This is a genomic window from Streptomyces sp. NPDC098781 (assembly GCF_044759995.1).
Taxonomy (GTDB): Bacteria; Actinomycetota; Actinomycetes; order Streptomycetales; family Streptomycetaceae; genus Streptomyces.
The window spans coordinates 117604-144526 of record NZ_JBIWAK010000005.1 but is presented as its reverse complement, the minus strand read 5'-3'; the positions used below and the strand labels follow the sequence as shown (position 1 = coordinate 144526).

The 26923-nt window shown below is 67.8% G+C and carries 25 protein-coding genes; 12 read left to right on the top strand and 13 right to left on the bottom strand.

Annotated elements, in window-relative coordinates:
* Nucleotides 1-67 precede the first annotated feature (67 nt).
* The 3 genes from ACIQWG_RS21450 to ACIQWG_RS21440 all read right to left on the bottom strand — a co-directional run bounded on the left by ACIQWG_RS21450 (nucleotide 68) and on the right by ACIQWG_RS21440 (nucleotide 3251).
* On the bottom strand, nucleotides 68-1345 hold the full coding sequence (locus tag ACIQWG_RS21450) for an MFS transporter (RefSeq protein ID WP_404098082.1): 1278 nt from the start codon (nucleotides 1343-1345) through the stop codon (nucleotides 68-70).
* Between the two features lie 96 nt (nucleotides 1346-1441).
* Nucleotides 1442-2524, bottom strand: coding sequence for an inositol-3-phosphate synthase (locus tag ACIQWG_RS21445; protein WP_404098079.1), 1083 nt, complete (start codon nucleotides 2522-2524; stop codon nucleotides 1442-1444).
* A 43-nt stretch (nucleotides 2525-2567) separates the two neighbouring features.
* On the bottom strand, nucleotides 2568-3251 hold the full coding sequence (locus ACIQWG_RS21440) for a PadR family transcriptional regulator (protein WP_404098077.1): 684 nt from the start codon (nucleotides 3249-3251) through the stop codon (nucleotides 2568-2570).
* A 353-nt stretch (nucleotides 3252-3604) separates the two neighbouring features.
* Between ACIQWG_RS21440 and ACIQWG_RS21435 the strand changes: the two genes are divergently transcribed.
* Complete coding sequence (locus tag ACIQWG_RS21435; protein ID WP_404098074.1) at nucleotides 3605-6301, top strand: transglycosylase domain-containing protein; 2697 nt, start codon at nucleotides 3605-3607, stop codon at nucleotides 6299-6301.
* 252 nt (nucleotides 6302-6553) lie between these two features.
* Nucleotides 6554-8053, top strand: coding sequence for a glycosyltransferase family 87 protein (locus ACIQWG_RS21430; protein WP_404098071.1), 1500 nt, complete (start codon nucleotides 6554-6556; stop codon nucleotides 8051-8053).
* 160 nt (nucleotides 8054-8213) lie between these two features.
* On the opposite strand, the gene ACIQWG_RS21425 is transcribed toward ACIQWG_RS21430, so the two are convergent.
* The 3 genes from ACIQWG_RS21425 to ACIQWG_RS21415 form a co-directional block, all read right to left on the bottom strand.
* Nucleotides 8214-9245 (bottom strand): alanine racemase, encoded by a 1032-nt coding sequence (locus ACIQWG_RS21425; protein ID WP_404098068.1) that lies wholly within the window; start codon nucleotides 9243-9245, stop codon nucleotides 8214-8216.
* Between the two features lie 98 nt (nucleotides 9246-9343).
* On the bottom strand, nucleotides 9344-10462 hold the full coding sequence (gene femX / locus ACIQWG_RS21420; RefSeq protein ID WP_404098065.1) for a peptidoglycan bridge formation glycyltransferase FemX: 1119 nt from the start codon (nucleotides 10460-10462) through the stop codon (nucleotides 9344-9346).
* Between the two features lie 216 nt (nucleotides 10463-10678).
* Nucleotides 10679-10987, bottom strand: a complete 309-nt coding sequence (locus tag ACIQWG_RS21415) for a hypothetical protein (RefSeq protein WP_404098063.1) — start codon at nucleotides 10985-10987, stop codon at nucleotides 10679-10681.
* Nucleotides 10988-11251: 264 nt separating this feature from the next.
* Here ACIQWG_RS21415 and rpsF point away from each other — a divergent pair, with 264 nt between their 5' ends.
* From rpsF to rplI, 4 genes are all read left to right on the top strand, one after another.
* Nucleotides 11252-11542, top strand: a complete 291-nt coding sequence (rpsF, locus tag ACIQWG_RS21410) for a 30S ribosomal protein S6 (protein ID WP_005482942.1) — start codon at nucleotides 11252-11254, stop codon at nucleotides 11540-11542.
* A gap of 81 nt (nucleotides 11543-11623) precedes the next feature.
* A complete protein-coding gene (locus tag ACIQWG_RS21405) occupies nucleotides 11624-12223 on the top strand; it encodes a single-stranded DNA-binding protein (RefSeq protein WP_404098061.1) in 600 nt (199 codons plus the stop codon).
* Between the two features lie 57 nt (nucleotides 12224-12280).
* Nucleotides 12281-12517 carry a 30S ribosomal protein S18 gene (rpsR, locus tag ACIQWG_RS21400; protein ID WP_003949403.1) on the top strand — a complete coding sequence of 79 codons (237 nt, stop codon included), beginning with the start codon at nucleotides 12281-12283 and terminating at the stop codon, nucleotides 12515-12517.
* A gap of 18 nt (nucleotides 12518-12535) precedes the next feature.
* Nucleotides 12536-12982: a 50S ribosomal protein L9 gene (rplI, locus tag ACIQWG_RS21395; protein WP_048581468.1), complete on the top strand. Its 447-nt coding sequence runs from the start codon at nucleotides 12536-12538 to the stop codon at nucleotides 12980-12982.
* Between the two features lie 190 nt (nucleotides 12983-13172).
* Here rplI and ACIQWG_RS21390 read toward each other — a convergent pair whose 3' ends face one another.
* Nucleotides 13173-14510, bottom strand: a complete 1338-nt coding sequence (locus tag ACIQWG_RS21390) for an MATE family efflux transporter (protein ID WP_404098058.1) — start codon at nucleotides 14508-14510, stop codon at nucleotides 13173-13175.
* Between the two features lie 459 nt (nucleotides 14511-14969).
* Here ACIQWG_RS21390 and dnaB point away from each other — a divergent pair, with 459 nt between their 5' ends.
* The gene (gene dnaB / locus ACIQWG_RS21385; protein ID WP_404098056.1) at nucleotides 14970-16448 is read left to right on the top strand and encodes a replicative DNA helicase; all 1479 of its coding nucleotides are present in this window, start codon (nucleotides 14970-14972) and stop codon (nucleotides 16446-16448) included.
* Nucleotides 16449-16476: 28 nt separating this feature from the next.
* Here the strand turns inward: dnaB and ACIQWG_RS21380 are convergent, their stop codons facing one another.
* Entirely contained in the window at nucleotides 16477-17040 is a 564-nt protein-coding gene (locus ACIQWG_RS21380) for a dihydrofolate reductase family protein (protein WP_404098055.1), read from the bottom strand.
* Between the two features lie 144 nt (nucleotides 17041-17184).
* On the opposite strand from ACIQWG_RS21380, the gene ACIQWG_RS21375 reads away from it, so the two are divergent.
* Nucleotides 17185-18576 carry a serine hydrolase domain-containing protein gene (locus tag ACIQWG_RS21375; RefSeq protein WP_404098053.1) on the top strand — a complete coding sequence of 464 codons (1392 nt, stop codon included), beginning with the start codon at nucleotides 17185-17187 and terminating at the stop codon, nucleotides 18574-18576.
* Between the two features lie 51 nt (nucleotides 18577-18627).
* Here the strand turns inward: ACIQWG_RS21375 and ACIQWG_RS21370 are convergent, their stop codons facing one another.
* Nucleotides 18628-19080 carry a GNAT family N-acetyltransferase gene (locus tag ACIQWG_RS21370; RefSeq protein ID WP_404098050.1) on the bottom strand — a complete coding sequence of 151 codons (453 nt, stop codon included), beginning with the start codon at nucleotides 19078-19080 and terminating at the stop codon, nucleotides 18628-18630.
* Nucleotides 19081-19089: 9 nt separating this feature from the next.
* Nucleotides 19090-19548: a MarR family winged helix-turn-helix transcriptional regulator gene (locus tag ACIQWG_RS21365; RefSeq protein WP_404098047.1), complete on the bottom strand. Its 459-nt coding sequence runs from the start codon at nucleotides 19546-19548 to the stop codon at nucleotides 19090-19092.
* 143 nt (nucleotides 19549-19691) lie between these two features.
* Between ACIQWG_RS21365 and ACIQWG_RS21360 the strand changes: the two genes are divergently transcribed.
* Entirely contained in the window at nucleotides 19692-20903 is a 1212-nt protein-coding gene (locus tag ACIQWG_RS21360; protein WP_404098044.1) for an MFS transporter, read from the top strand.
* Between the two features lie 105 nt (nucleotides 20904-21008).
* Complete coding sequence (locus ACIQWG_RS21355) at nucleotides 21009-21431, top strand: heme-binding protein (protein ID WP_404098041.1); 423 nt, start codon at nucleotides 21009-21011, stop codon at nucleotides 21429-21431.
* 81 nt (nucleotides 21432-21512) lie between these two features.
* Here the strand turns inward: ACIQWG_RS21355 and ACIQWG_RS21350 are convergent, their stop codons facing one another.
* Nucleotides 21513-22379, bottom strand: a complete 867-nt coding sequence (locus tag ACIQWG_RS21350; RefSeq protein ID WP_404098039.1) for a GNAT family N-acetyltransferase — start codon at nucleotides 22377-22379, stop codon at nucleotides 21513-21515.
* Between the two features lie 208 nt (nucleotides 22380-22587).
* Here ACIQWG_RS21350 and ACIQWG_RS21345 point away from each other — a divergent pair, with 208 nt between their 5' ends.
* Together ACIQWG_RS21345 and ACIQWG_RS21340 are read left to right on the top strand one after the other, a co-directional pair.
* Complete coding sequence (locus ACIQWG_RS21345) at nucleotides 22588-23220, top strand: HAD family hydrolase (RefSeq protein WP_404098036.1); 633 nt, start codon at nucleotides 22588-22590, stop codon at nucleotides 23218-23220.
* Nucleotides 23221-23615: 395 nt separating this feature from the next.
* Nucleotides 23616-25310, top strand: a complete 1695-nt coding sequence (locus tag ACIQWG_RS21340) for a globin domain-containing protein (RefSeq protein WP_404098034.1) — start codon at nucleotides 23616-23618, stop codon at nucleotides 25308-25310.
* A gap of 32 nt (nucleotides 25311-25342) precedes the next feature.
* Here the strand turns inward: ACIQWG_RS21340 and ACIQWG_RS21335 are convergent, their stop codons facing one another.
* Together ACIQWG_RS21335 and ACIQWG_RS21330 are read right to left on the bottom strand one after the other, a co-directional pair.
* Nucleotides 25343-25825, bottom strand: coding sequence for an NUDIX domain-containing protein (locus ACIQWG_RS21335; RefSeq protein WP_404098032.1), 483 nt, complete (start codon nucleotides 25823-25825; stop codon nucleotides 25343-25345).
* Nucleotides 25826-25913: 88 nt separating this feature from the next.
* Complete coding sequence (locus tag ACIQWG_RS21330) at nucleotides 25914-26819, bottom strand: LysR family transcriptional regulator (protein WP_404098030.1); 906 nt, start codon at nucleotides 26817-26819, stop codon at nucleotides 25914-25916.
* Nucleotides 26820-26923 lie beyond the last annotated feature (104 nt).

The window sequence follows — 26923 nt, the reverse complement described above, 5'->3', positions numbered from 1 at the left end:
CGCGATGTAAGACGGACGTAAGCTACCGGGCCCCACTGACAACTCAGTACTCGGGAGTGGCTCTGTGTCATTGATGTGACACAGACCGAGACTCAAAGTGGGCCATAGCCACAGCAACTGCCGCGTAGATAACGGCGACCGTGACCACGAGGGCCGCTGAACGGCCGTCCGGCGGCAGTATCAGGGCCGCCACTCCGGCGGCTCCGACGAACGCGACGTTGAACAGCACGTCGTAGACCGAAAAGGTCCGGCCACGGAAGCCGTCCTCCACCGAGGACTGCACGATCGTGTCCGTCGCGATCTTCGCGCCCTGCGTCGTCAGGCCCAGCACGAACGCCGCGACCAGCATGGGAGTTGCGGCGAAGGGCAGGCCGAGAGCGGCCACCAGGACGGCGGCGGCCCCCGAGCACACGGCGATCCAGCGGCCGGGTCCGAGTCGTGCCGCCGCCCAAGGGGTCACCAGGGCGGCCGCGAAGAAGCCCGCGCCCGAGATGCCCAACGCCAGTCCCAGCAGGGCGAGTCCGTCATCGGCGTCGGAGGAGAAGGCGTAGCGGCACAGCATCAGCACCATGACCAGGAGAGCGCCGTAGCAGAAGCGCATCGAGGTCATCGAGAACAGCGCCCAGGCCGCCTCGCGTCGGGACGGGGCGGCGAGATGGCGGACGCCGGCCTTCAGATCGCGGGCGGTGCCGGAGAGTGCCGCGGCGAGGCGGGGCTGGACCAACTCGCGGTCGGGTCCGAGCAGTTCCGGTGCCATGCGCAGCGACGCCAGTCCCGCGCCCAGATACAGGGCGGCTCCCAGGAGCACCACGGCGGCGTCGGAGTCCCAGACCACCAGCCTGACGACGAAGGCCAGGCCGGCACCGGCGGTCGCGGCGAGCGTTCCGGCGGTCGGAGACAGGGAGTTGGCGATCACGAGCCGCTCCTCGTCGACCACGCGCGGCAGTGCGGCGGACAGGCCGGACAGGACGAAGCGGTTGACGGCGGTGACGCACAGGGCGGAGACGTAGAAGAGCCAGTCCGGGACCTGGGTGACGATCAAGGCGGCGGTGGCCGAGGCCAGCACGGTGCGCAGCAGGCTGCCGTACAGCAGAACCTGGCGACGGCGCCAACGGTCCAGCAGGACACCGGAGAAGGGGCCGACGAGGGAGTACGGCAGAAGCAGCACGGCCATCGCGGAGGCGATGGCGGCGGCCGAGGTCTGTTTCTCCGGGGAGAAGACGACGTATGTGGCGAGCGCGGTCTGGTAGACGCCGTCGGCCCCCTGGGAGAGCAGGCGTACGACGAGCAGGCGCCGGAAGTTCCGGAAGCGCAGCAGGACCCGCAGGTCGCGTACGACGGACATGGGGCACAGCCTCACATACGGGAGGGCCCCCGGGCGGCAAACCCGGGGACCCCTCGGCAGCTCTGGCAGGAGCGTTCTACTGCGGTGGCGCGGTGCTCAGCGCTCGACCTCGCCCTTGATGAACTTCTCGACGTTCTCGCGGGCCTCGTCGTCGAAGTACTGGACCGGCGGGGACTTCATGAAGTAGCTCGACGCCGACAGGATCGGGCCGCCGATGCCGCGGTCCTTGGCGATCTTCGCGGCGCGAAGCGCGTCGATGATGACGCCGGCGGAGTTCGGGGAGTCCCAGACCTCGAGCTTGTACTCCAGGTTCAGCGGGACGTCACCGAAGGCGCGGCCCTCGAGGCGGACGTAGGCCCACTTGCGGTCGTCGAGCCAGGCGACGTAGTCGGACGGGCCGATGTGGACGTTCTTCTCGCCGAGCTCCCGGTCGGGGATCTGCGAGGTGACGGCCTGCGTCTTGGAGATCTTCTTGGACTCGAGGCGGTCACGCTCGAGCATGTTCTTGAAGTCCATGTTGCCGCCGACGTTCAGCTGCATCGTGCGGTCCAGGACGACGCCGCGGTCCTCGAACAGCTTCGCCATGACGCGGTGCGTGATGGTGGCGCCGACCTGCGACTTGATGTCGTCACCGACGATCGGGACGCCGGCCTCGGTGAACTTGTCCGCCCATTCCTTCGTACCGGCGATGAAGACCGGCAGCGCGTTGACGAAGGCGACCTTGGCGTCGATGGCGCACTGGGCGTAGAACTTCGCCGCGTCCTCGGAACCGACGGGCAGGTAGCAGACGAGGACGTCGACCTGCTTGTCCTTGAGGACCTGGACGACGTCGACCGGGGCCTCGGCGGACTCCTCGATGGTCTCGCGGTAGTACTTGCCGAGACCGTCGAGGGTGTGGCCGCGCTGGACGGTCACGCCGGAACGGGGCACGTCGCAGATCTTGATCGTGTTGTTCTCGCTGGCGCCGATGGCGTCCGCGAGGTCGAGGCCGACCTTCTTCGCGTCGACATCGAACGCGGCGACGAACTCGACGTCCTTGACGTGGTAGTCACCGAACTGCACGTGCATCAGGCCGGGGACCTTGGACGCCGGGTCGGCGTCCTTGTAGTACTCGACTCCCTGAACCAGCGACGCGGCACAGTTGCCCACGCCGACTACGGCTACGCGCACCGAACCCATTCCGGTTGCTCCCTGTGTGTACGAGTGAGGTCCTGAGTGGATCTCACGTGGCGGTGTCGCCGGGCGTATCCGGCCGAGGGGCGTCCCCCGGCCGGGGCAGGCCGCCCGGCGCTTCAAATCTGGTGTCCCGCGAGTCGGGCCCCCCGGAGGCGGGACCCTTGAGGTCCCGGCCGGCCCGCTCGCTCTCGATGAGCTCGTTCAGCCAGCGCACTTCGCGCTCCACGGACTCCATCCCGTGGCGCTGGAGCTCAAGCGTGTAGTCGTCAAGGCGCTCCCGGGTGCGCGCCAGAGAGGCGCGCATCTTTTCCAGGCGTTCCTCCAGCCGGCTACGGCGGCCCTCCAGCACGCGCATCCGCACGTCCTGTGGTGTGCGTCCGAAGAAGGCAAATCGGGCAGCGAAGTGCTCGTCCTCGTACGCGTCGGGCCCGGTCTGGGAAAGAAGCTCCTCGAAGTGCTCCTTACCTTCCGCCGTCAACCGGTAGACGATCTTGGCGCGACGGCCCGCGAGTGACGCGGCGAGCGCGTCCTCGGGGGCGTTCCCCGGCTCCTCGATCAACCAGCCGTTGGCGACCAGCGTCTTGAGGCAGGGGTACAGCGTGCCGTAGCTGAACGCACGGAACACGCCGAGTGACGTATTGAGTCGTTTGCGCAGCTCATAGCCGTGCATCGGGGATTCGCGCAGCAGTCCGAGGACGGCGAACTCAAGGATCCCGGAACGTCGGCTCATCCCCTCGCCCTCCTCGTCGTATGTCGCGCTGATGTATCGACTCGATACATCACGACGATAGAACGGCCTTCCCCTCGGGACAAGTGGGGGAACGGTGAACGGGATCACATCAACGATTCATGTGGAGCGAGTTGCCTGATTTGGGGTGAAGTTCGGGGCTAGGAGGACTTTGACGGTGCGTAGTCTGTGCGCCATGCACAACACCGGGAACCGAGTGACACCTGAGGGCGTCGTCATCCTTGGTGCAGTACGGGTGAATGCGGAACCGACCACATCCGTACTCCGGGGGGACCGGAAAACAGCCGCCGTTGACAGGCGCCCAGGGGTGCGCCTGCCCGAGGAGTAGTCGTTCGATGAGCGAGCACCGTCGCAAACCGCCGCAGCCGCAGGGAGGCGGACGTGCCGCGGCCCGACGCGGCCAGGCCGGCTCGTCCTCCGGCCGCCGAGCGGCACCGCGAGGCGCCACCGGATCTCCCGCCGACTCGTACGGGTCGGATTCCGCTGGTTCGGGTGGCGAGGAACGTCCGTACGGAGGCCGCGCGGAAGCACGCCGCGCGGCCCAGCGAAGCGGCGGGGGCCGCCGCAGAGCGGCCGAACCCGGTCCTGGCGGCCGGCGCGCGGCTCCCGGCGGCGGGGCGAACGGCCCCGGGCGGGGCCGAGGGCGAGCCGCTCCCCCCGGCAGGAAGCGGTTCATCGACTATCCGCGGGCGGGCAAGTACGGCGCCGGGCGCTGGGTGCCGTCGTGGAAGCTTGTGGCGGGCCTGTTCCTGAGCTTCGTCGGGAGCCTGGTGGCTGTGGCCGGTATCGGGTACGCCATGGTCGGCGTGCCGAAGGTCGACGAGACCGCGACGGCGCAGAACAACGTCTACTACTGGTCCAACAAGTCCGAGATGGTCTCCACCGGCGGTGAGACGAACCGGCAGATCGTCAACCTGTCGCAGATTCCCAAGGCGATGCAGTACGCCGTGGTCTCGCAGGAGAACAAGACGTTCTACACGGACAGTGGAATCGACCCGAAGGGCATCGCCCGCGCCGTGTTCAACATGGCCACCGGTGGCGAGACGCAGGGTGGCTCCACCATCACCCAGCAGTACGTGAAGAACGCGCGGCTGGGAGATCAGTCGCAGACGATCTCGCGCAAGTTCAAGGAGATCTTCATCTCGGTCAAGGTGGGCACCACGGTGTCGAAGGACGACATCATGGCCGGCTACCTGAACTCCGCCTACTACGGGCGCAATGCCTACGGGATTCAGGCCGCGGCCCGCGCCTACTTCAACAAGAACGCCGTCGACCTGAACGAGGGCGAGTGCGCGTTCCTGGCGGCCGTGCTCAAGGGTGCCACCTACTACGACCCCGCGGGTTCGACGTCCATCGACGCGGCGGCCACGCCTGAGGCGAACCAGAAGCGGGCGAGGGTCCAGATGCAGGACACGCTCGACAAAATGGTGCAGTACGGGCATCTGGACGCCGCGACCCGGGCCAAGTACACCAAGCTCCCCGAGTGGAAGAACCCGCGCTTCAATTCCGCGCTGAGCGGCCAGATCGGCTACCTCGTCGACCTCGCCAACTCCTACCTGGTCAACAACAGCGAAAAGACCGGGATCACCGAGGAGAAGCTGCGGCAGGGGGGTCTCTCGATCTACACGACCTTCGACAAGAAGAAGGTCAAGGAGCTCGAGAGCTCGGTGACGAAGGTCTACAAGGCCAACATCAAGCCCGAGAAACGACCGAAGACCGACACTCACGTCCAGTTCGGCGGGGCCTCCGTGGATCCGGCCACCGGCGCGATCAGAGCCTGCTACGGCGGCACGGACGCGACCAAGCACTTCACGAACAACTGCGACGTGACCGGTGCCCAGGTCGGTTCGACGTTCAAGCCGTTCGTGCTCGCCGCCGCGATGAAGTGGGGTGTGCGCGACCCGGATCTCGAAGGGGAGCAGGCCCAGGACGAGCGCACCAAGGTCTCACCGCAAAGCCTGTACAGCGGCAAGAACAAGCTCAAGATCAAGGACTACAAGGGCGACATCTGGCGGAACGAGAAGGGGGAGGAGTGGAATCAGGTCAACGACGGTGATGAGTCGTACGGCGAAGCCCCCAACTACCAGATCGACCTCCGTGAGGCGATGCGGGAGTCGGTGAACTCCGCCTTCGTGCAGCTCGGCATGGATGTCGGACTGGACAAGGTGAAGGAAGCGGCCGAGGACGCCGGCATCCTGGAGGGCAGCCTGACCGGCACCGACTACCCGTCCTTCTCCATCGGCACCTCCCAGCCCAGCGCGATCCGTATGGCGGGTGCCTACGCGACCTTCGCGACCAGCGGCAAGCAGAGTGCTCCCTTCTCCGTCACCAGGGTGACGGACAAGGACGGAGAGGTCTTCAAGCACGAATCGGTCGCCAAGCGGGCCTTCGAACCGGCCGTCGCCGACAACGTCACGGACGTTCTGAAGACGGTGGTCGACAAGGGCACGGGTACCAGCGCTCGACTGTCCGACCGTGAGGTGGCCGGCAAGACCGGTACCACCGACGGCAACCGGTCCGCCTGGTTCGTGGGTTACACCCCTCAGCTGTCGACGGCGATCACGATGTTCCGCTACGACGACAACGAGAAGAACCAGAACCGTGAGTTCCTGAAGATGTTCGGCACGGGTGGCCAGGAGAAGATCCACGGTGCCTCGTTCCCGGCCGAGATCTGGCACGACTACATGGAGCAGGCGTTGAAGGGCACGGACCCGGAGCCGTTCCCGACGCCGGAGCCCATCGGCGAGATCATCAACGATGTCCCGACCCCGACGCCCACTCCCACTCCCACCGAGACCGAGGAGGCGAGCCCGACCCCGAGCCCGACTCCCAGTGAGTCGCAGACGTCGCCGACACCCACGCCCACGGAGACGTGCTTCGGGTTCCGATGCGAAAACGGAGGCTCGGACAACGGCGGCACGGACGGAGGCGTGACCTTGTCACCGACGCCCACGGAAACCGAGACGGACGACGGCGGAAGCAACGGCAACGGCAACGGCAGCGGAGGCATCTTCGGAGGCGCGGACGGGTAGGGCGGCGCCGCCCTGACCCGACGGGAATGCGGTCGGTCCTCGGAACTCCGAGGGCCGACCGCATTTGCCTTTTCCGCGGTGGTAACGGCACCTCGAAGGGCTGGTCGACCTCGGTCTGCTCCCCTTCGGTGACGCAGCGCCCTTGTCGTGGTGTGTCCCTTGTGCCCGGTATGAGCGCCATCGCCGTCAGCTCATATGCACTCTCGCCATCCTCATACCTCCTCCCTCGGCACGTACGGCAGGATGTGCCCCATGCCCAGTGCAGAGACGACGCCCACGAGCGTGCACGAGCCGGACCCCGTGCGGCCGACCGAGGAGGACGAGGTCGCCGCGCGCGGGAGTGAGCTGATCGGCGGCCCCATCGGACGGCGCGCGCTGCTCGGGACGTCCTGGTGGACTCCCGTGCGGATCGTCGCGCTCGTCGCGATCGGCATGTTCGCACTCGGGCTGGTCCAGAAGGCGCCCTGCTACAACGGCGCCTGGTTCTTCGGCGCCAGTTCGCAGTACACGCATGCCTGCTACTCGGACATCCCGCACCTCTACCAGGGCCGTGGCTTCGCCGACGGGCTTGTGCCGTACTTCGACAAGCTCGCCGGCGACATGCAGTACCTGGAGTACCCGGTGCTGACCGGTGTGTTCATGGAGGTCGCCTCCTGGCTCACGCCGGGCAGCGGCAGCATCCAGGACCAGGAGCAGTGGTACTGGATGGTCAACGCCGGGATGCTCATGGCCTGTGCGGCCGTCATCGCGGTCTGTGTGACCCGCACGCACACCCGGCGCCCCTGGGACGGTCTGCTGGTCGCCCTGGCGCCCGCCTTCGCACTGACGGCGACCATCAACTGGGATCTGCTGGCCGTCGCCCTGACGGCCGCCGCGATGCTGATGTGGTCCCGTGGCCGTTCCGTCGCCTTCGGCATCCTGCTGGGGCTCGCCACGGCCGCGAAGCTCTACCCCGTCTTCCTGCTCGGCCCGCTGTTCGTCCTGTGCTGGCGTGCGGGCAAGTGGCGTGAGTTCGGCAAGGCGCTGGGCGGCACGGTCGTGGCCTGGCTGGTCGTGAACCTTCCGGTGATGCTCCTCGCCTGGGACGGGTGGTCGCAGTTCTACCGGTTCAGCCAGGAGCGCGGCGTCGACTTCGGCTCGTTCTGGCTGATCCTGGCCCAGAACTCCAACGACCCGTTGACCACCGAGACGGTCAACACACTGGCCACGCTGCTCATGCTGCTGTGCTGTGCCGGCGTCGCCGCGCTCACGCTCACCGCTCCGCGGCGCCCGCGCTTCGCCCAGCTGGCGTTCCTGATCGTCGCGGCCTTCATCCTCACCAACAAGGTCTACTCACCGCAGTACGTCCTGTGGCTGGTGCCGCTGGCCGTGCTGGCCCGGCCGCGGTGGCGGGACATCCTGATCTGGCAGGCGTGCGAGGTGGCGTACTTCCTGGGCATCTGGACGTACCTCGCGTACACGACCAGCGGGGACGCCCACAAGGGACTGCCCCCGGACGGCTACCACTGGGCCATCGGCGTCCATCTGCTGGGGACGCTGTACCTGTGTGCCGTCGTGGTGCGGGACATCCTCATGCCGGACCGTGATCCGGTACGCAGGGCAGGCGAGGACGACCCGTCGGGCGGCGTCCTCGACAGGGCGGAGGACGTGTTCGTACTCGGCGCCGCAGCCCATCCACCGCGGCACGCGGCCCACTTCGAGGGGCCAGAGGTGGAGTGGGGCGGCCGGGGAGCCACGGGAAGTTCGCTCTGAGCGAACAGGACGTGGAAAGGGCACGTCGGAGGCCGTACGCAGAGAGCCGTACCCGGAAAGGCCTCCACGGAAAAGGCCGTACACGGAGGAGTCCGTGTACGGCCTTTCGTCGCTCGGGCGTTGCCGACGGGTGGTCGCTCGGCGGCCCGGCGACCGTGGTTCAGCGATCGACGATGCGGTCGAACTGCGTGGTGGTGTGGCGCAGATGGGCCACCAGCTCGTCGCCGACCTTCGGCTCGGGGGCGTCCGCCGGGACGAACAGGATCGAGACCTGCATGTGCGGAGGCTCCGCGAACCAGCGCTGCTTGCCGCCCCACACGAAGGGAGAAAGGTTCCGGTTGACCGTGGCGAGGCCGGCGCGGGCGACGCCCTTGGCGCGCGGCATGACGCCGTGCAGGGCCTTCGGCGCCTCCAGGCCCACCCCGTGCGACGTTCCGCCAGCCACGACCACCAGGAAGCCGTCCGAGGCCGCCTTCTGCTGCCGGTAGCCGAAGCGGTCGCCCTTGGAGACGCGCGTGACATCCAGGACGGCGCCGCGGTACTCGGTGGCGTCGTGGTCCCCCAGCCACAGCCGGGTGCCGATACGCGCGCGGAAGCGGGTCTGCGGGAACTGCTGCTGGAGACGGGCGAGTTCCTCGGCCTTGAGGTGGCTGACGAACATCGTGTGCAGCGGCAGCCGGGCCGCGCGCAGCCGGTCCATCCAGCCGATGACCTCCTCGACGGCGTCGGAGCCGTCGGTGCGGTCCAGCGGCAGGTGGATGGCGAAGCCCTCCAGGCGCACGTTCTCGATGGCGGCGTGCAGCTGCGCCAGGTCACGCTCGCTGATGCCGTGCCGCTTCATCGAGGACATCACCTCGATGACCACACGGGCGCCCACGAGGCCGTACACGCCGTCCACGGACGACACCGAGCGGATGACCCGGTCGGGAAGCGGAACCGGCTCCTCGCCGCGCCTGTACGGCGTCAGCACCAGCAGATCACCGCCGAACCAGTCCTTGATGCGCGCGGCCTCGTACGTCGTGCCCACGGCGAGGACGTCGGAGCCCATCCGGGTGGCCTCCTCCGCGAGGCGCTCGTGCCCGAACCCGTAGCCGTTGCCCTTGCAGACCGGAACGAGGGCCGGGAACTGCTCCTGCACGTGCTTGTGGTGCGCCCGCCAGCGCGCGGTGTCGACGTAGAGCGTGAGCGCCATGGCCGGACCTGGAACCTTTCTCGTGGCTGCGGTGTATCAGAGATATGGAAGCTATCGACGGTGCAGCTATGGACGTTATCGAAGCAGAGAACGCGAGGTCAGCGACGCGACATGTAGATGTCGAGCGCCTTGTGGAGCAGCTTGTTGAGCGGGAAGTCCCACTCGCCGAGGTATTCGGCGGCCTGCCCACCCGTGCCCACCTTGAACTGGATCAGGCCGAAGAGGTGGTCGGTCTCGTCCAGAGAGTCGGAGATGCCGCGCAGGTCGTAGACGGTGGCGCCGAGCGCGTAGGCGTCGCGCAGCATGCGCCACTGCATCGCGTTCGAGGGCCGGACCTCACGGCCGATGTTGTCCGAGGCGCCGTAGGAGTACCAGACGTGGCCGCCCACGATCAGCATCGTCGCCGCCGAGAGGTTCACACCGTTGTGGCGGGCGAAGTACAGCCGCATGCGGTTGGGGTCCTCGGTGTTGAGGGCCGTCCACATGCGCTGGAAGTACGACAGCGGGCGCGGCCGGAAGTGGTCGCGCACGGCGGTGATCTCGTACAGCCGCTGCCATTCCTCGAGGTCCTGGTAACCGCCCTGGACGACCTCGACGCCAGCCTTCTCGGCCTTCTTGATGTTGCGTCGCCACAGCTGGTTGAAGTTCTTGTGGACCTCCTCCAGGGACCGGTTGGCCAGCGGCACCTGGTAGACGTAGCGGGGCTGGACGTCGCCGAAGCCGGCCCCGCCGTCCTCGCCCTGCTGCCAGCCCATACGACGCAGCTTGTCGGCCACCTCGAAGGCGCGCGGCTCGATGAAGTCGGCCTCGATGTCGCGCAGCCGCTTCACGTCCGGGTTCTGGATGCCCGCCTTGATGGACGTGGCCTCCCAGCGCCGGATGATCACCGGGGGGCCCATCTTCACGGAGAAAGCGCCCTGCTGCTTCAGGTGCGCGAGCATCGGTTCCAGCCACTCGGTCAGGTTCGGCGCGAACCAGTTGATGACCGGGCCCTCGGGGAGATAGGCGAGGTAGCGCTTGATCTTGGGCAGCTGCCGGTAGAGGACGAGGCCCGCGCCGACGAGTTCACCGCTCCTGTCGAACCAGCCGAGGCTCTCCGAGCGCCATTCCGCCTTGACGTCTGCCCAGGCCGGGACCTGCATGTGGCTCGCCGCAGGCAGGCTCTGGATGTATGCCAGATGCTGCTCGCGACTGATCGTCCTCAGGGTCAGGCTCATTCGGGGCGCTCCTCGGGCTGGTGTGTCCCCATGGGTACAGGGGCTCCGGCTCTCGCGGAAGCCTACTGCGCCTCGGGAGCGCCCCGACTGGGCGTACGGCAGCTCCGTCCCGGCCTCGTGGACCGCCGGGGCGTTCGAAGGTGTTCTATGCGCTGTTCTGCCGGTGTTCGGAGGACGGGCTCCGCGGCCGGTGCGAGGAGGGCGATGTCCCCGGCGTCAGAAGCCGCCGAAGAGCCCGCCGTGCGCCATGCCGAGGAAGAACCCGACTCCGGAGGCCCCGAGGCCCAGGATCAGACCGAACCGTTCACGGGTCGTCACCGAGATCCACTGGCCGTACGCGCCGATCAGGATGCCGACCAGACCGGTCCAGGAGCTGAGCAGATGCAGATGGTGGAACTGGGCCGTGACGAAGGACGTGATGCCCAACACCAGGGTCACCACAAGCAGGGTGTCCTGGAGAGGATGGGATTTTCCGTCCGTGGCGAAGAGGCCTCCGACGGTATTGGGTCGCAATGCCTGTGCCATAGGGCACCTCCTGCGGAAGGCGGCGCATCGTAGCGCCATACACACCCGATGTGTACAGATTGTGGTCGACGGCGGCCGGATTTCAACCGGACGTCGGTGTGCGGGTACTGTGTACCGTCTGCACCGGTGTCTGCCCGGGCCAGCTCGGAGGAACCGCGAGGTCACCCCCGATTGTCAGTGCCCGCCGATACCGTTGCGTACGCATCACGACCCTCCTGCCACGGAACGACCGTGGCCGCTGAGTCCAAAGGAGGTGGGTTCCACATGCGTCACTACGAGGTGATGGTCATCCTCGACCCCGATCTGGAGGAGCGCGCTGTCGCCCCCCTGATCGAGAACTTCCTCTCCGTCGTCCGTGAGGGCAACGGCAAGGTCGAGAAGGTCGACACCTGGGGCCGTCGTCGTCTCTCGTACGAGATCAAGAAGAAGCCTGAGGGCATCTACTCGGTCATCGACCTTCAGGCTGAGCCTGCGGTCGTCAAGGAGCTCGACCGCCAGATGAACCTGAACGAGTCGGTCCTCCGGACCAAGGTCCTCCGCCCCGAGACCCACTGAGCTCTTCCGCTCAGCTGATCTCGGGATTCGAGTAGCAGCAACCAAGCAGCCAGAGCAGCAAACCCGCCGAGAGGTACCCCCATGGCAGGCGAGACCGTCATCACGGTCGTCGGCAACCTTGTCGATGACCCCGAGCTGCGCTTCACCCCCTCCGGTGCGGCGGTCGCGAAGTTCCGTGTCGCGTCCACCCCCCGCACCTTCGACCGTCAGACGAACGAGTGGAAGGACGGCGAGAGCCTGTTCCTGACCTGCTCGGTCTGGCGTCAGGCGGCGGAGAACGTCGCGGAGTCGCTCCAGCGAGGCATGCGCGTCATCGTGCAGGGCCGGCTGAAGCAGCGGTCCTACGAGGACCGCGAGGGCGTCAAGCGCACGGTCTACGAACTGGACGTCGAGGAAGTCGGCGCCAGCCTGCGTAACGCCACGGCCAAGGTCACAAAGACCTCCGGTGGCGCTCGCGGTGGCCAGGGTGGTTACAGCGGCGGTGGCGGCGGCCAGGGTGGCGGCGGCTGGGGTGGAAACTCCGGCGGCGGCCAGCAGGGCGGCGGTGCTCCCGCCGACGACCCGTGGGCGACCGGCGCTCCCGCCGGTGGCCAGCAGGGCGGCGGCGGTGGCGGCGGCTGGGGTGGAAACTCCGGCGGCGGCCAGCAGGGCGGCGGCTACTCGGACGAACCCCCCTTCTAGGCCCCCGGGCCGAGGGCGGGTCGTACCCAAACTTCTTGATCACACAGGAGAAACACCATGGCGAAGCCGCCTGTGCGCAAGCCGAAGAAGAAGGTCTGCGCATTCTGCAAGGACAAGGTCACGTACGTGGACTACAAGGACACGAACATGCTGCGGAAGTTCATTTCCGACCGCGGCAAGATCCGTGCCCGCCGCGTGACCGGCAACTGCACGCAGCACCAGCGTGACGTCGCCACGGCCGTGAAGAACAGCCGTGAGATGGCGCTGCTGCCCTACACCTCCACCGCGCGATAAGGGAAGGGTGACCGACTAATGAAGATCATCCTCACCCACGAGGTCTCCGGCCTCGGTGCCGCGGGCGACGTCGTCGACGTCAAGGACGGTTACGCTCGCAACTACCTGATCCCGCGGAAGTTCGCTATCCGCTGGACCAAGGGTGGCGAGAAGGACGTCGAGCAGATCCGTCGTGCTCGCAAGATCCACGAGATCCAGACCATCGAGCAGGCCAACCAGGTCAAGGGCCAGCTCGAGGCCGTCAAGGTCCGTCTGGCCGTTCGCTCCGGCGACGCCGGCCGTCTCTTCGGTTCCGTCACCCCGGCCGACATCGCCTCGGCGATCAAGGCTGCCGGTGGCCCCGAGGTCGACAAGCGTCGCATCGAGCTCGGCACGCCGATCAAGACCCTGGGCGCCCACGAGACGTCCGTGCGTCTGCACCCCGAGGTTGCCGCCAAGGTCAACATCGAGGTCGTCGCGGCCTGATCGCTGCGTGGCTGCCTTTGGCTAGCACAGCTGAATGAGCTGAATGAAGGGGCCGTACCCACCCGGGTACGGCCCCTTCATTGCGCGGCGAACCGATCGCGGCCGTTGGCCTTCGCGGTCCGGTGAACGGATCCCGGCAGTTGGCCATCGCGGTCGTTTCACGTGAAACACGCTGTTTCACGTGAAACAGTCAGCGCGTCGCCCCCGTCACGATCCAGCGACCCGAGCGGGTGCGTCCCCAGAGCGTCAGCATGCGTACGGTCATCATCAGCGTCATGGCTGCCCAGACAGCGGTCAGGCCGCCACCGAGTACGGGGACGAGCAGCGCCACCGGCGTGAACACCACCAGGGTGAGCACCATGGCCCAGGCGAGATAGGGGCCGTCGCCGGCTCCCATCAGGACACCGTCCAGGACGAAGACGACACCGCAGATCGGCTGGGAGAGCGCGACCACGAGAAGGGCGGGAAGGGCGGTGTCCTTCACGACCGGATCGCTGGTGAACAGCGGCAGGAAAAGCGGGCGGGCGATCACCACGAGCAGTCCGAGAACCACGCCGGCTGCGATGCCCCACTCCACCATGCGGCGGCAGGCGGCTCGGGCGCCTTCCGCGTCGCCGGCACCGAGATAGCGCCCGATGATGGCCTGTCCGGCGATGGCTATGGCATCCAGCGCGAAGGCAAGCAGGCTCCAGAGCGACAGGATGATCTGGTGTGCCGCGATGTCGGCGTCTCCGAGGCGGGCTGCGACAGCCGTGGCGATCAACAGGATGGCCCGCAGTGAGAGCGTGCGGACCAGCAGGGGCACTCCGGCCTGAGCGGAAGCCCTTATCCCCGCCGCATGGGGACGCAGAGAGGCACCGTGCTCACGTGCGCCGCGGACGACCACGACGAGATAGATCGCGGCCATGCCGAACTGGGCGATGACGGTTCCCCAGGCGGAGCCTGCGATGCCGAGGTCGGCGCCGTAGACAAGAACCACGTTGAGGGCCGCGTTGGCGATGAAGCCCGCGACAGCGACATAGAGCGGAGTTCTGGTGTTCTGGAGACCGCGCAGGATGCCGGTGGCGGCGAGCACGACGAGCATGGCGGGTATGCCGAGCGCCGAGATCCGTAGGTAGGTGATGGCGTAGGGGGCTGCGGTGTCCGAGGCGCCGAAGAGTTCCACGAGGAACGGCGCTGTGGGGAGGACGACCGCGACGACGGCGGCGCCCAGGAGGATGGCCAGCCAGATGCCGTCCATGCCCTGCCGTATCGCCGCTGGGAGGTCGTTGGCCCCGACACGTCGGGCAACGGCCGCTGTGGTGGCGTAGGCGAGGAAGACGAAGACGCTGACCGCTGTCATGAGGAGGGCCGAAGCGACACCGAGCCCGGCGAGCTGAGCCGTGCCGAGATGGCCGACGATCGCGCTGTCGGCCATGACGAACAGGGGCTCAGCGACGAGCGCGCCGAAGGCCGGTACGGCCAGTGAGACGATCTCTCGATCGTGCTGTCGCCGAGCGGCCTTGGGCGTCGCGGGGGCCTGTGTCATGGCCATCAATCTAATCGTCCACAGGTAAGAGATGCAACTGTGCTGTGACCCTTACTGGCGGTCTCGTGCCGTGTGCTTTCGCGCACCGTTCGAAGCGATCTTGGTCCGACTGGGGAAGTTTTTCTTCTGCACAGCCGGTGGATGGCAAAGTGGCTGGTCAGAAGGTGTTTCTGGGAATCGTCCGAAGCTTGTTCACAGGGCTGTCCACCGTGTCGTGCACAGGTTTTGCCGAGTTCTCCACAGCATCCGGGGCGTCGTCCACATGGCCTGTGGATAACCAGATTGGCTGACGGTGCCCGCGGGCCTACCGTGGTCCGGCGCCCACTCCGTCCGTCGGCCGTGGAAACGTCACAAAACCGACGTGCCAGAACCGGAGTTGGGCGTCTTATTTGTCAGTGGCGTGCCGTAGAACTGAGGGGCACGGCGAGGTCCGCTCGGCGGACGGGAGGAGGTGGCTCGGTGAGCATTTCCGAGCCCTTGGACGACCCGTGGGCCGACAGCGGCCCCAGTGATCGTCTGCCCGCCTCCCGTCGCCGTAGTGATGGCGGCCGGGGACGCGACGAGCAGCATGATCGCGGCCGGGACACCGGTGAGTGGGACGGCGGAGGTTCGGCCTTCGAGCGGGTCCCGCCGCAGGACCTCGACGCCGAGCAGTCCGTCCTCGGCGGCATGCTTCTGTCCAAGGACGCCATCGCCGACGTGGTCGAGGTCCTCAAGGGCCATGACTTCTACAAGCCCGCGCACGAGACGATCTTCCAGGCGATCCTCGACGTCTATGCCAAGGGTGAGCCGGCCGACCCGATCACCATCGCCGCCGAGCTCACCAAGCGCGGCGAGATCAACAAGGTCGGCGGCGCCTCGTATCTGCACACCCTGGTCCAGACGGTGCCGACGGCGGCCAACGCCGAGTACTACGCGGAGATCGTGCACGAGCGGGCCGTGCTGCGCCGCCTGGTCGAGGCAGGCACCCGCATCACACAGATGGGATACGCGGCCGACGACGACGTCGACGAGATCGTCAACCGCGCCCAGGCCGAGATCTACGCGGTCACCGAGCAGCGCACCAGTGAGGACTATCTGCCGCTGGGCGACATCATGGAGGGCGCGCTCGACGAGATCGAGGCCATCGGCTCCCGCAGCGGAGAGATGACCGGTGTCCCCACGGGGTTCACGGACTTCGACTCGCTCACCAACGGCCTGCACCCGGGCCAGATGATCGTCATCGCCGCGCGACCCGCGATGGGTAAGTCGACCCTCGCACTGGACTTCGCCAGAGCCGCGTCGATCAAGAACAATCTGCCGAGCGTCATCTTCTCCCTTGAAATGGGGCGCAACGAGATCGCGATGCGTCTGCTGTCCGCCGAGGCACGGGTCGCTCTGCACCACATGCGCTCGGGCACGATGACGGACGAGGACTGGACGCGGCTGGCCCGCCGGATGCCGGACGTCTCGGCCGCCCCGCTCTACATCGACGACTCCCCGAACCTGTCGATGATGGAGATCCGCGCCAAGTGCCGCCGACTGAAGCAGCGCAACGACCTCAGGCTCGTCGTCATCGACTACCTCCAGCTGATGCAGTCCGGTGGCTCCAAGCGCGCCGAGAGCCGTCAGCAGGAGGTCTCGGACATGTCCCGTAACCTCAAGCTGCTCGCCAAGGAGCTTGAGCTTCCGGTCATCGCGCTCTCCCAGCTGAACCGTGGTCCCGAGCAGCGGACGGACAAGAAGCCGATGGTCTCCGACCTGCGTGAGTCGGGTTCCATCGAGCAGGACGCCGACATGGTCATCCTGCTGCACCGCGAGGACGCCTACGAGAAGGAGTCCCCCCGTGCCGGCGAGGCGGACCTGATCGTGGCCAAGCACCGTAACGGTCCGACGGCGACGATCACGGTGGCCTTCCAGGGCCACTACTCGCGGTTCGTGGACATGGCGCAGACCTGATCCGGCGGTCGGGTCGTGTGACGGGCGTTCAGCGCCTGGTCTCGTACCTGGTCAGGATCACGCCGCAGGGAAACGTCCGCGTCTCCACCAGGTTCAGGTTCACCCAGCTGTCCAGCGCGGTGAAGAACGGTGTGCCGCTGCCCACCAGGACCGGCGCGGTGGCCAGCACGTACTCGTCGACCAGTCCGGCACGCACGGCCGCCCCGGCGAGCGTCGCGCCGGCGATTTCCATCGGGCCGCCGTCCTCGGCCTTGAGCCGGGTGATCTCGGCGACCGCGTCGCCGGTGACCAGGCGGGTGTTCCAGTCGACTTTGTCGATCGTCGAGGAGAACACCACCTTCGACATGTCCCGCCAGCGGCGCGCGAAGGCGATCTCCGCCGGGGTGGCGTTGGGCTGCTGGTCGCCGGTCGGCCAGTAGGAGCTCATCGTCTGCCACAGCTTGCGCCCGTACAGCGACACGTCGGTCTCGTGCAGCTGGTCGGACCAGAACTGGAACAGCTCGTCGCTCGGCACGCTCCAGCCGATGTCGTCGCCGGGCGCCGCGATGTAGCCGTCCAGGGTCACGTTCATGCCGTAGATCAGTTTTCGCATGGCGCCAGCCTTCCGTGAGTCGGTCTCACGCGTACAGACCGACGCGGCGGGAAACTCATCGGTGCGCCATCTGAGGGCGCAGGCACAGCAGAGAACCAGCAGGTGCGCTCGACTCCCGAGTGGCCTCCGGGGTGGACTGGGGGCATGACGACATCTCAGGATGAGCTGCTGCCCGCCACGCGCCGGGCGCTGCTGCACCGCATCGCCGTGGCCCAGGCCGAAGGGCGCGCACCCTCACTGGTGGCCGCGGTCGTGCGGAACGGACGGACCGTGTGGCACGGCTCGCGTACCTCGGTCGACGGGCATGGACCGGACGAGAACGTCCAGTACCGCATCGGCTCGATCACCAAGACCTTCACCGCCGTTCTTGTCCTGCGACTGCGCGACGAGGGCCTGCTCGCGCTCGGTGACCCGCTGGAGAAGCATCTGCCCGGCACCGGGGCGGGGGAGGCCACCATTGCCCAACTGCTCTCGCACACCAGTGGGCTGGCGGCCGAGTCACCCGCGCCGTGGTGGGAGCGGACTTCCGGTTCCCTTCGGCCCGAGCTGTCCGACGTCCTGGGTGAAGAGCCCTTCCTGCATCCGTCCGGCAGCCGGTTCCACTACTCGAACCCCGGCTACACGTTGCTGGGCGCGCTGGTCGAGAAGCTGCGGAAGGCTCCGTGGGAGGACGTACTCCGAGGTGAAGTGCTCGAACCCCTGGGGCTGAGCCGTACGAGTACGCGACCGCAGGCGCCGCATGCCGGAGGGTGGGCCGTGCATCCCTGGGCCGATGTGATGCTGGCCGAGCCGGTCGAGGATCTCGGACGCATGGCGTCGGCCGGTCAACTCTGGTCGACGACTGCCGACTTGGCCAGGTTTGCGGCCTTCCTGATCCAGGGAGACGACCGTGTGCTGAGCGCTGATTCGCTGCGAGAGATGAGGACGCCCGCGGCTCCGCAGGAGGCGGCGGATGTGGCGAGCGGCTACGCCTATTGCCTCGGCCTGGAGATCCGACGCCAGGACGGCAGGATCCTGCTCGGACACTCGGGGTCCTTGCCCGGCTTCCTGGCATCCCTCACCGTCAGCCTGGACGACGATCTCGCCGCCGTGGCCCTGGCCAACTGCACGTCCGGCCCCCTGCTGTTCACGGTCGCCGCCGACCTAGTTCGCATCGTCGCCGAGGCCGAGCCACGGATTCCCGAGCCGTGGCGGCCGATGCCGGAGGTCGACGCAGCCGTTCTGGAGCTGGCCGGGCAGTGGTACTGGGGAACGCATGCCTTCGCGCTGCGGCTGAGGGCCGATGGACTGGTCTCTCTGGAGCCGTTGTCCGGCAAGGGCCGCGGTTCCCGGTTCCGTTCCAACGGTGACGGCACCTGGACGGGGCTGGAGGGCTACTACGCCGGAGAGCTCCTGAAGGCCGTACGGCGGGCTGACGGGACCTTGGACCATCTGGACCTCGGGTCGTTCGTGTTCACGCGTCAGCCGTACGACGAGGGGGCGGCCGTGCCGGGTGGAGTGGATCCCGACGGGTGGCGGGGGATCGGCTCGGCCTGACCGGCCGACGAGCGGAGCGCCTGTTTCACGTGAAACAGGCGCTCCGGCGTTTCACAGTTCGAGCTTGAAGCCCACGTGTGAGGCCGTGAAGCCAAGCCGCTCATAGAAGCGGCGAGCGTCCGTACGGCTCATGTCGGACGTCAGCTGAACCAATTGGCAGTCCAGGCGCCGGGATTCATCGATCGCCCACTCGATGAGCTGTGTCCCCAGACCACTGCCGCGTTCGTCGGCGTGGATGCGCACGCTCTCGATGATCGACCTGGTGGCGCCCCGCCGGGACAGCCCGGGAATGACCGTGAGCTGGAGCGTGCCGATGACACGGCCTTCACGCGCGGCTACGACCATGTGCTGGTTCGGGTCGCTGCTGAGCCGCTCGAACGCGGCGAGGTAGGGCGTCAGGTCGTCCGGTGACTCTCGCCGGGCGCCCAGCGGATCGTCGGCGAGCATGCCGACGATCGCGGGGATGTCATCGGTGACAGCGGGGCGTATTTCAAGGTCTCCCATGCCCGCACCCTATGCGGGCGTCGGCAGCGACTCCACGACCCGGACCAGGGGGGCCAGCTCAGGACTCTTGGCAGCTACGTCCAGCGCTTCGCGCAGCGCCGTGTCGTTGGTCGGGCGGGCCTCTTCCAGGAGTTGGAGGCCTGCTTCGGTGACGTCGGTGTAGATGCCGCGGCGGTCGGTGGGGCAGAGGTAGCGGGAGAGCAGCCCGCGGTCCTCCAGGCGGGTCACGAGTCTGGTGGTGGCGCTCTGGCTGAGGACGACGGCGTCGGCGACCTGCTTCATCTGGAGGTGGCCGCCTTCTCCGTTGTGCTGGCGGCTGAGGACGTCGAGCAGGGAGTACTCGCGCACGCTCAGATCGTGCCCGGTCTGTAGGGCGCGCTCGATGTGCGTCTCGATCCTGCCGTGCAGCAGAGAGAGGGCGCACCAGCCCTGGGCGAGGGCGGTGAGTGCGGGGTCTGTCGCTGTCATGGCGTGTTTCCTCCGTCCCGAAGCGGCTGAAGGCAGGGTAGAGCGGGATCGCAATAGCCTGCGTTTGCAAGTATGCCGCGCATGCAAGTATTGTCTTCAAACGTAAAGCGCTCCTGCAATCTTCCGGAAGGTGCTACCTCTCCATGCCTCTCGCGCTTCTGGCCCTCGCGATCGGGGCCTTCGGAATCGGAACGACCGAGTTCGTGATCATGGGCTTGCTGCCCGAGGTCGCGAGTGACTTCGGGGTCTCCATCCCCACCGCGGGGTTCCTGGTGACCGGCTACGCCCTCGGCGTGGTCCTCGGCGCTCCGCTGATGACCGTGCTCGGCACCAAGATCTCCCGCAAGCGGATGCTGATGCTGCTGATGGGACTCTTCATCGTCGGCAACCTGTTGTCGGCCGTCGCCCCCGCGTTCGCGGTGATGCTGATCGGCCGTGTGGTCGCCTCACTCGCCCACGGTGCCTTCTTCGGCATCGGTTCGGTCGTCGCGGCCGAACTGGTCGCCCCGGACAAGAAGGCCGGCGCCATCGCGATGATGTTCACCGGCCTGACCGTGGCCAATGTCGTCGGCGTCCCGCTCGGCACGTTCGTCGGGCAGTCCGCGGGCTGGCGCGTGACCTTCGGCATCGTCGCCGCTCTCGGCGTCATCGGCCTGGTCGGCATCGCCAAGCTCGTCCCCGACCTGCCCAAGCCGCAGGGCGTGCGACTGCGTCACGAAGTGGCCGCGTTCAAGAACGCCCAGGTCCTGCTGGCCATGGCGATGACCGTCCTCGGCTTCGGCGGCGTCTTCGCGGCCATCACCTACATCGCACCGATGATGACCCACGTCGCCGGCTTCGCCGACGGCTCCGTCACCTGGCTGCTGGTCCTCTTCGGGCTCGGCATGGTCGGCGGCAACCTGATCGGCGGCAAGTACGCCGACCGCGCCCTGATGCCCATGCTGTACGTCTCCCTGGGCTCCCTCGCCGTCGTGCTGGCGCTCTTCACGCTCACGGCGCACAACAAGGTCCTGGCGGCCGTCACCATCGCGCTGATCGGTGCCCTGGGCTTCGCCACCGTCCCGCCGCTCCAAAAGCGCGTCCTCGACCAGGCCCACGGCGCCCCGACGCTGGCCTCGGCCGTGAACATCGGCGCCTTCAACCTCGGCAACGCCCTTTCCGCCTGGCTCGGCGGCCTCGTCATCGCCGCCGGCTTCGGCTACACGTCGCCCAACTGGGTCGGCGCAGCCCTGGCCGCCGCCGCGCTGCTGCTCGCGATCCTCTCGGCCGCACTGGAGCGCCGCGACGGAGCCGCCTCGCGCACGGTCGTCACGGCCGCTACGCCCGCCGAACAGCGGACCGCCGTACACCACTGAGCCGTTCCGAGTGCGGGGTCAGGGCCGCCCTCGCACCTTCGGCTCCGTGACAGTCCACCGCAGCACTGCACGGCTGCACCCAGCTTCAACCGCAAGGAGAACCCCATGAGCACCGTCACCGCAGTCGCCCCCCTGACTACCCAGGACGCCGATGCCCTCGTCGCGGCCGCGCACCGTGCGGCCGAGGAGGCCGGAGTGAGGGTCAGCGTCACGGTCCTGGACGCCGGAGGCCAGCTGCTCGCCTTCCGGCGTGACGACCGGGCCGTGCTGATCTCCGGGGAGACCAGCACCCGCAAGGCCTACACCTCACTCCAGCTCGACACCCCGACCGCCGACCTCGTCGACGCGGTACAGCCCGGTGGGCTCTTCCACACCCTGCCCACGGCGCTCGATCGACCGCTGCTCTTCATCGCGGGTGGCGCCCCGATCCACCGGGACGGCCGGCTGATCGGCGCCATCGGTGTCGGCGGCGGGGCGCCGGAGCAGGACCACCGGTTCGCGACGACCGCGATCGAGGCCCTCGCCTGACGGCGCTGCGCCACGACGACACGACGAAACGCCGGTCCCGTCGGGGACCGGCGTTTCGTCGCGGGCCGCAGCTCAGCGGGTTCAGCCCGCCGCCACCGTCAGCGGAGCGAAGCGCCGGGTCCAGTCGCCGGGGAGTTCCGAGATGCCGTACGTCATGACGGAGTTGTAGGCGACGGATGCCAGCCCGTGTTCCTTCGCCCAGGTCAGCAGCTCTTCGTGGCGCACATCGATGTCGGTGCGCAACGGGCGATCGGTATGGGCCGCGAGGGAGGCGATGAGCGCCTTCGCGGCCTCGGTGTCGCGGGCGATCAGCGGACCCACGACCTGGGTGTTCATGTTGGGCCAGGCACCCGCGTAGCCGATGATCCGGCCGCTCTCCTCGGCGACGCGCAGCTGGTCGGCGAAAGCGGGCAGCCGCGTGATGATGTGCATGCGATCGGTGCCGAAGACTTCCTCGTCGAGCCGCATGATGGCGCTGAGGTCCTCGGCGGTGGCCGCGCGGGTGGCGACCGCGGATGCCGAGCTGTCCGGTACGAAGTGCCCGCGGAGCATCTCCGCCCGTCCGGTGACCTTGAAACCGAGCTCCTCGTAGAGCGGTTGGCCGAACGGAGTCGCGTGCAGCGTCAGCGGTGTCGTGCCCATCGCGTCGACGACGTGGCGCATCAGCCGGCGGCCGACGCCCTGTCGGGCATGCCGCTCGGCCACGAGAACCATGCCGATGGCTCCCAGCGCCGGACGCCCCTGTGGGCCGTACTCCGTGACGACACAGGCGCTGATGAGCCCGCCCTCGGGGTCATCGATGCCGTATCCCTTCCCGGCTGTGAGGAGAAACCCCCACTTGTGTTCCTCGCGGGGCCAACCCCGGTCCTCGGACAGGTCGGCGCAGGCGGCGAGGTCGCGAGGCGTCAGACGACGGATGGGCAGAGCGGCGAGGGAAGGAGTCGGCACGCAGGTCAGGCTGTCTGACAACCGCCCTGGTCGTCCACCTCTTTCCAGGGAGACGTACGAGCTTTTGGCCATGTCATGGCTCAGCCCACAGGGGGCCGACAGGCGCTGGGTGTTTCACGTGAAACATGGGCGAACGACCAGCATCCATTGAAGGGGCCGAGATATCTCCCCCACGGTTCGGCCGCACACGCCAATAGCCTCGTGTGGCATGGCGAGACTTCACCTCTTCGATCTGGACGGCACACTTCTGCATGGCACGTCCGCACCCGTGGAGATCTCACGACAGCTCGGACTGGAAGCGGAAACCGTCGCGCTCGATCGGGAGATCTCGGCGGGGTTGATCGGCCCTCCGGAGTACGCGCAGCGGGTGCACGCGCTCTGGGCCGATCTCACCGAGGCTCATGTGGCCGCCGCTTTCGAGGCCGCTCCGTGGCTGACGCGGATTCGGGAGGTCTGGGCGGAGATCAGGGGGCAGGGCGAGTACTGCGCCGTTGTCTCGCTCTCCCCGTCCTTCTTCGTCGAGCGGCTCACCGGATGGGGTGCGCATGTGGCACACGGTTCGCTCTTTCCTTCCGTGCCGTTCACCGAGCCCGTCGATCCGGCGGGAGTTCTCAGCGCCGAGGCCAAGGTTCGCATCGCCGATCGGCTCTGCGCGGAGTTCGGGATGACTCGGGGCGAATGCGTCGCCTATGGCGACTCGTTGTCCGACAAGGACCTGTTCGGCGCGGTCCCGGTGTCCGTCGCGGTCAATGCGGACCGTCATCTGGCCGGGCTCGCGACCCATACCTACATGGGGATGGATCTGTGGGAAGCCTATGAATTGGTACGCGGCGGCCGGTAATTGAAGGAATTGGCCGTTCATCCCCTCGCCCATTTGGTGAGCAAGCAAGGGGGGACTTGTGATCGGGGCGACGGCCGGTATGGTCGACTCCGGTTCGTTTCCGAGCTGTGATGCAGACGTTGGGCGCGGACCTGGGAGCAAGGCAAGGCAGCGTAGTGGGACGGAGAGATCGAAGACCCCCATTCGCGGTTATGGAGCCCGGGAGCCGAGGCGCGGTGGGAGGCTGCGGTGTGAGTACTGCGGTCAATGTCACACTCTCGCCTTACTTGTCCGTACCGGGTGTGAATAAGGGTTCAATGTGGGCGTATTGGATAGCGGCTACGAACGGGGAACGCAAGCCGTCGCGGGGTAAGCAGGCACCTTCCGATTGAGGAGGTGCGGGGACCGACCGAAAGATGTTCGAGGCGAGGCACATCATGGACGCTCCGGCCACCACGTCGGCCGATGACGGCACTTCCGGCGGCGGGAGCGGCTGGTTCACCCCGCGCAAGCAGCCGGCGACGACTCCGGGCAGCGAACAGGAGGCAGCCGAGGGCCGGCGCTTGGCCGCGATGCGCCCCGTGGGCAGGACCGCGAGTGCCGATGGCAGCGCCCCGCCCCAGGACAGTGCCTACGGCCCCGGCGCGCACCATGCGAGTGGCGGGGCAAGGGAGCCACACCGAGGGGCACCGGCACCGACGGCCGCCCCAGAATCCCCTCCGATACCGACGCCTCACCCGGCCCCGACACTTCCTCCGTTCGCGGCATCGACCCCGGAATCACCCCCGTCGGGCCACATACCCCCCTCGCACCCGGCGTCCTCATCCTCGGCTCCCCGCCAGGCACCGCACACCGGCGCTCAGGCCGCGTCAGGGCACCCCCATCCGGCGGGCGCCACGCCCTTCACGCGCTCTGCCACGCTCGCGCCGCCAACTTCCCTCGCCGAGCCCGCCCCGCAGCCGCACATCCCGGCTCAGCGCCCCGCACCGACCCAACCCGCGTCTCCTGACGCCGTTCTGATCCGCCGGACGATGTCCGAGATCGCCTCCGTCTCCGACAAGGTCACGTCGTACTTCTACGCGCTGCTCTTCGTACGCCACCCCGACCTGCGCTCCTTGTTCCCGGCCGCCATGGACACCCAGCGCGACCGGCTGCTCAAGGCGCTGCTCACGGCTGCCGAGCACATCGACAACACGCCGGTCCTCGTGGACTACCTCCAGAACCTGGGTCGCGGTCACCGCAAGTACGGCACGCGTCCGGAGCACTACCCGGCCGTCGGTGAGTGCCTCATCGGCGCGCTGAGCAAGTACGCCGCCGACATCTGGGACGGGGAGACAGAGGCCGCCTGGATCCGGACGTACACGACGATCTCGCAGGTGATGATCGACGCGGCGGCAGCGGACGAACTGCGCGCGCCTGCCTGGTGGTACGCGGAGGTGGTGGCGCACGAACTCAGAACCGCGGACATCGCGGTCGTCACCGTCCGGCCCGACCAGCCCTATCCCTTCCTCGCCGGGCAGTACACAAGCGTGGAGACGCCCTGGTGGCCCAGGATCTGGCGGCACTACTCCTTCGCCTCGGCGCCCCGGTCCGACGGTCTGCTGACGTTCCATGTGAAGGCCGTGCCGGCCGGCTGGGTCTCCAACGCCTTGGTGCACCGCGCCCGGCCGGGAGACATCATCCGTCTCGGCCCGCCGACCGGTTCGATGACCGTGGACCACACGACCGACAGCGGTCTGCTCTGCCTGGGCGGCGGCACGGGCATAGCGCCCATCAAGGCACTGGTGGAGGACGTCGCCGAGCACGGCGAGCGGCGTCAGGTCGAGGTCTTCTACGGCGCCCGCAGCGACCATGACCTGTACGACATCGACACGATGCTCCGGCTCAAGCAGTCCCACCCCTGGCTGGAGGTCCGCCCGGTGGTCGACCGGCACGGGCTGCTCCAGCTTCCGGAAGCCATACGCGAGTACGGGCCCTGGAACGAGTACGACGCCTATGTCTCCGGACCGCCCGGCATGATCCGCAGTGGAGTCGACGTACTGCGAGACCTCGGGGTCCCGTTCGGACGCATACGCCATGACTCGGTGGAGGAACTCGTCGTCGTGAACTGACCTTGCACCGACGGCCAGGGCGCCGTCGGAGGTCAGGCCAGGTCGGGCGCGTGCATGGCGCGGACGCCCTCGATGTTCCCGTCGAGGTAGTGCCTCAGTGACAGCGGTACGAGATGGACGGATGCGATGCCGACCCGCGTGAACGGCACCCGCACGATCTCGTATTCGCCGACGGGTTCGTCCACCTCGGGACCATGTCGCAAGGAGGGGTCCATGGAGCCCAGGTGGCAGACGAAGAAGTGCTGCACCTTCACACCGGTCGCCCCGCCGTCCTCGCCGATGTGCTCGACGGTGTCGACGAAGCAGGGCACCACATCTGTGATCTTGGCGCCGAGTTCCTCGTAGACCTCGCGGTGCAAGGCGTCGACGACGGTCGAGTCCGTCGGTTCGACCCCGCCTCCAGGCGTGAGCCAGTAGGGATCCATGCCTGGCTTGGTGCGCTTGATCAGGATCAGGTCGTCACCGTCCAGCAGAACGGCGCGGGCGGTGCGCTTGACCACGGGTCGGACGGTCATGGGAGAAATGTGGCCCGGCTGGTTCCACGTGAAACATCGCGGGATGTCACTGGGCGAGTTCGTTGTGTGATGTCTGCGAAAGCCCAGTTCAGGACCAGTCGGAAGCCGCTTGCAGCAGCCACTCGTGGGCCCGCGCGATATGCGGCATCGCCAGCGTTCCGGTGCGGACCACCAGGAAGTACGTCCGTAGCGGCGGCACCGGCGGATCGTGCAGGGCGACGACCTTGCCGCGCTCCAACGCGTCCACGCACAGATAGCTGGGCAGTACCGCCAGCCCGGCCCCCGCGACCGTACAGGCGAGGACCGCGCGCAGGTCGGGGACGATCACCGTGCCCGGGTCGGCGGGACGGGAGTCGTAGACGGAAGCCCAGTAGCGGGAGACAAAGGGGAGGGACTCGTGCACCTCCACCACCGGGACCTCCTCCAGTGCGTGCGCTCCCTTGTGGCGCAGCCGCACCGCGCCGATGCGGTCCACCCAGCGGGGGGCCGCGACCAGTACATGCTCCTCGTCGCAGAGCGGAGTCGCCGTGAGCAGTGCGCCGCGCGGACGGGCCGTACAGATGGCCAGATCATGATGTCCGGCGGCCAGCCCCTCCAGGGCCTCCTCGGCGTTGCCGAAGGACGCGCGCAGTGCGAAGCCCTGGCCGTCCTCGCCGGTCAGTTCGGTGAGGGCGGGCAGCGCGCGCTCGGCGGTGAACTCAGGAGGGCCGGCGAGGTGCAGGGTCCGCCGGGAGGACTCGTCGTCGATTCCCGTCTCGGCGATCTCCACCAAGGCGTCGAGATGCGGTGCGGCCTTGTGAGCGAGTTCGTCGCCGATGGTCGTGGGTGTCACGCCGCGGGCCTGCCGTAAGAACAGGGGACGCCCCAACTGCCGTTCCAGGGTGCGGATCTGCGAGGTCACGGCTGGCTGCGACAACCCGAGCAGCGCGGCGGCGCGAGTGAAGGAGCCGGCCCGGTGCACGGTCACAAAGGTGCGCAGCAAGGCCAGATCCATGCCACACCCTCCCTTTCCCCGCCCTTCTCGTCACCCCCAGAGCAGGGCCCAACTATAAATAAGTCGATAGGTCGCTGTCGCTACTGTGATTGGACACTGACAGA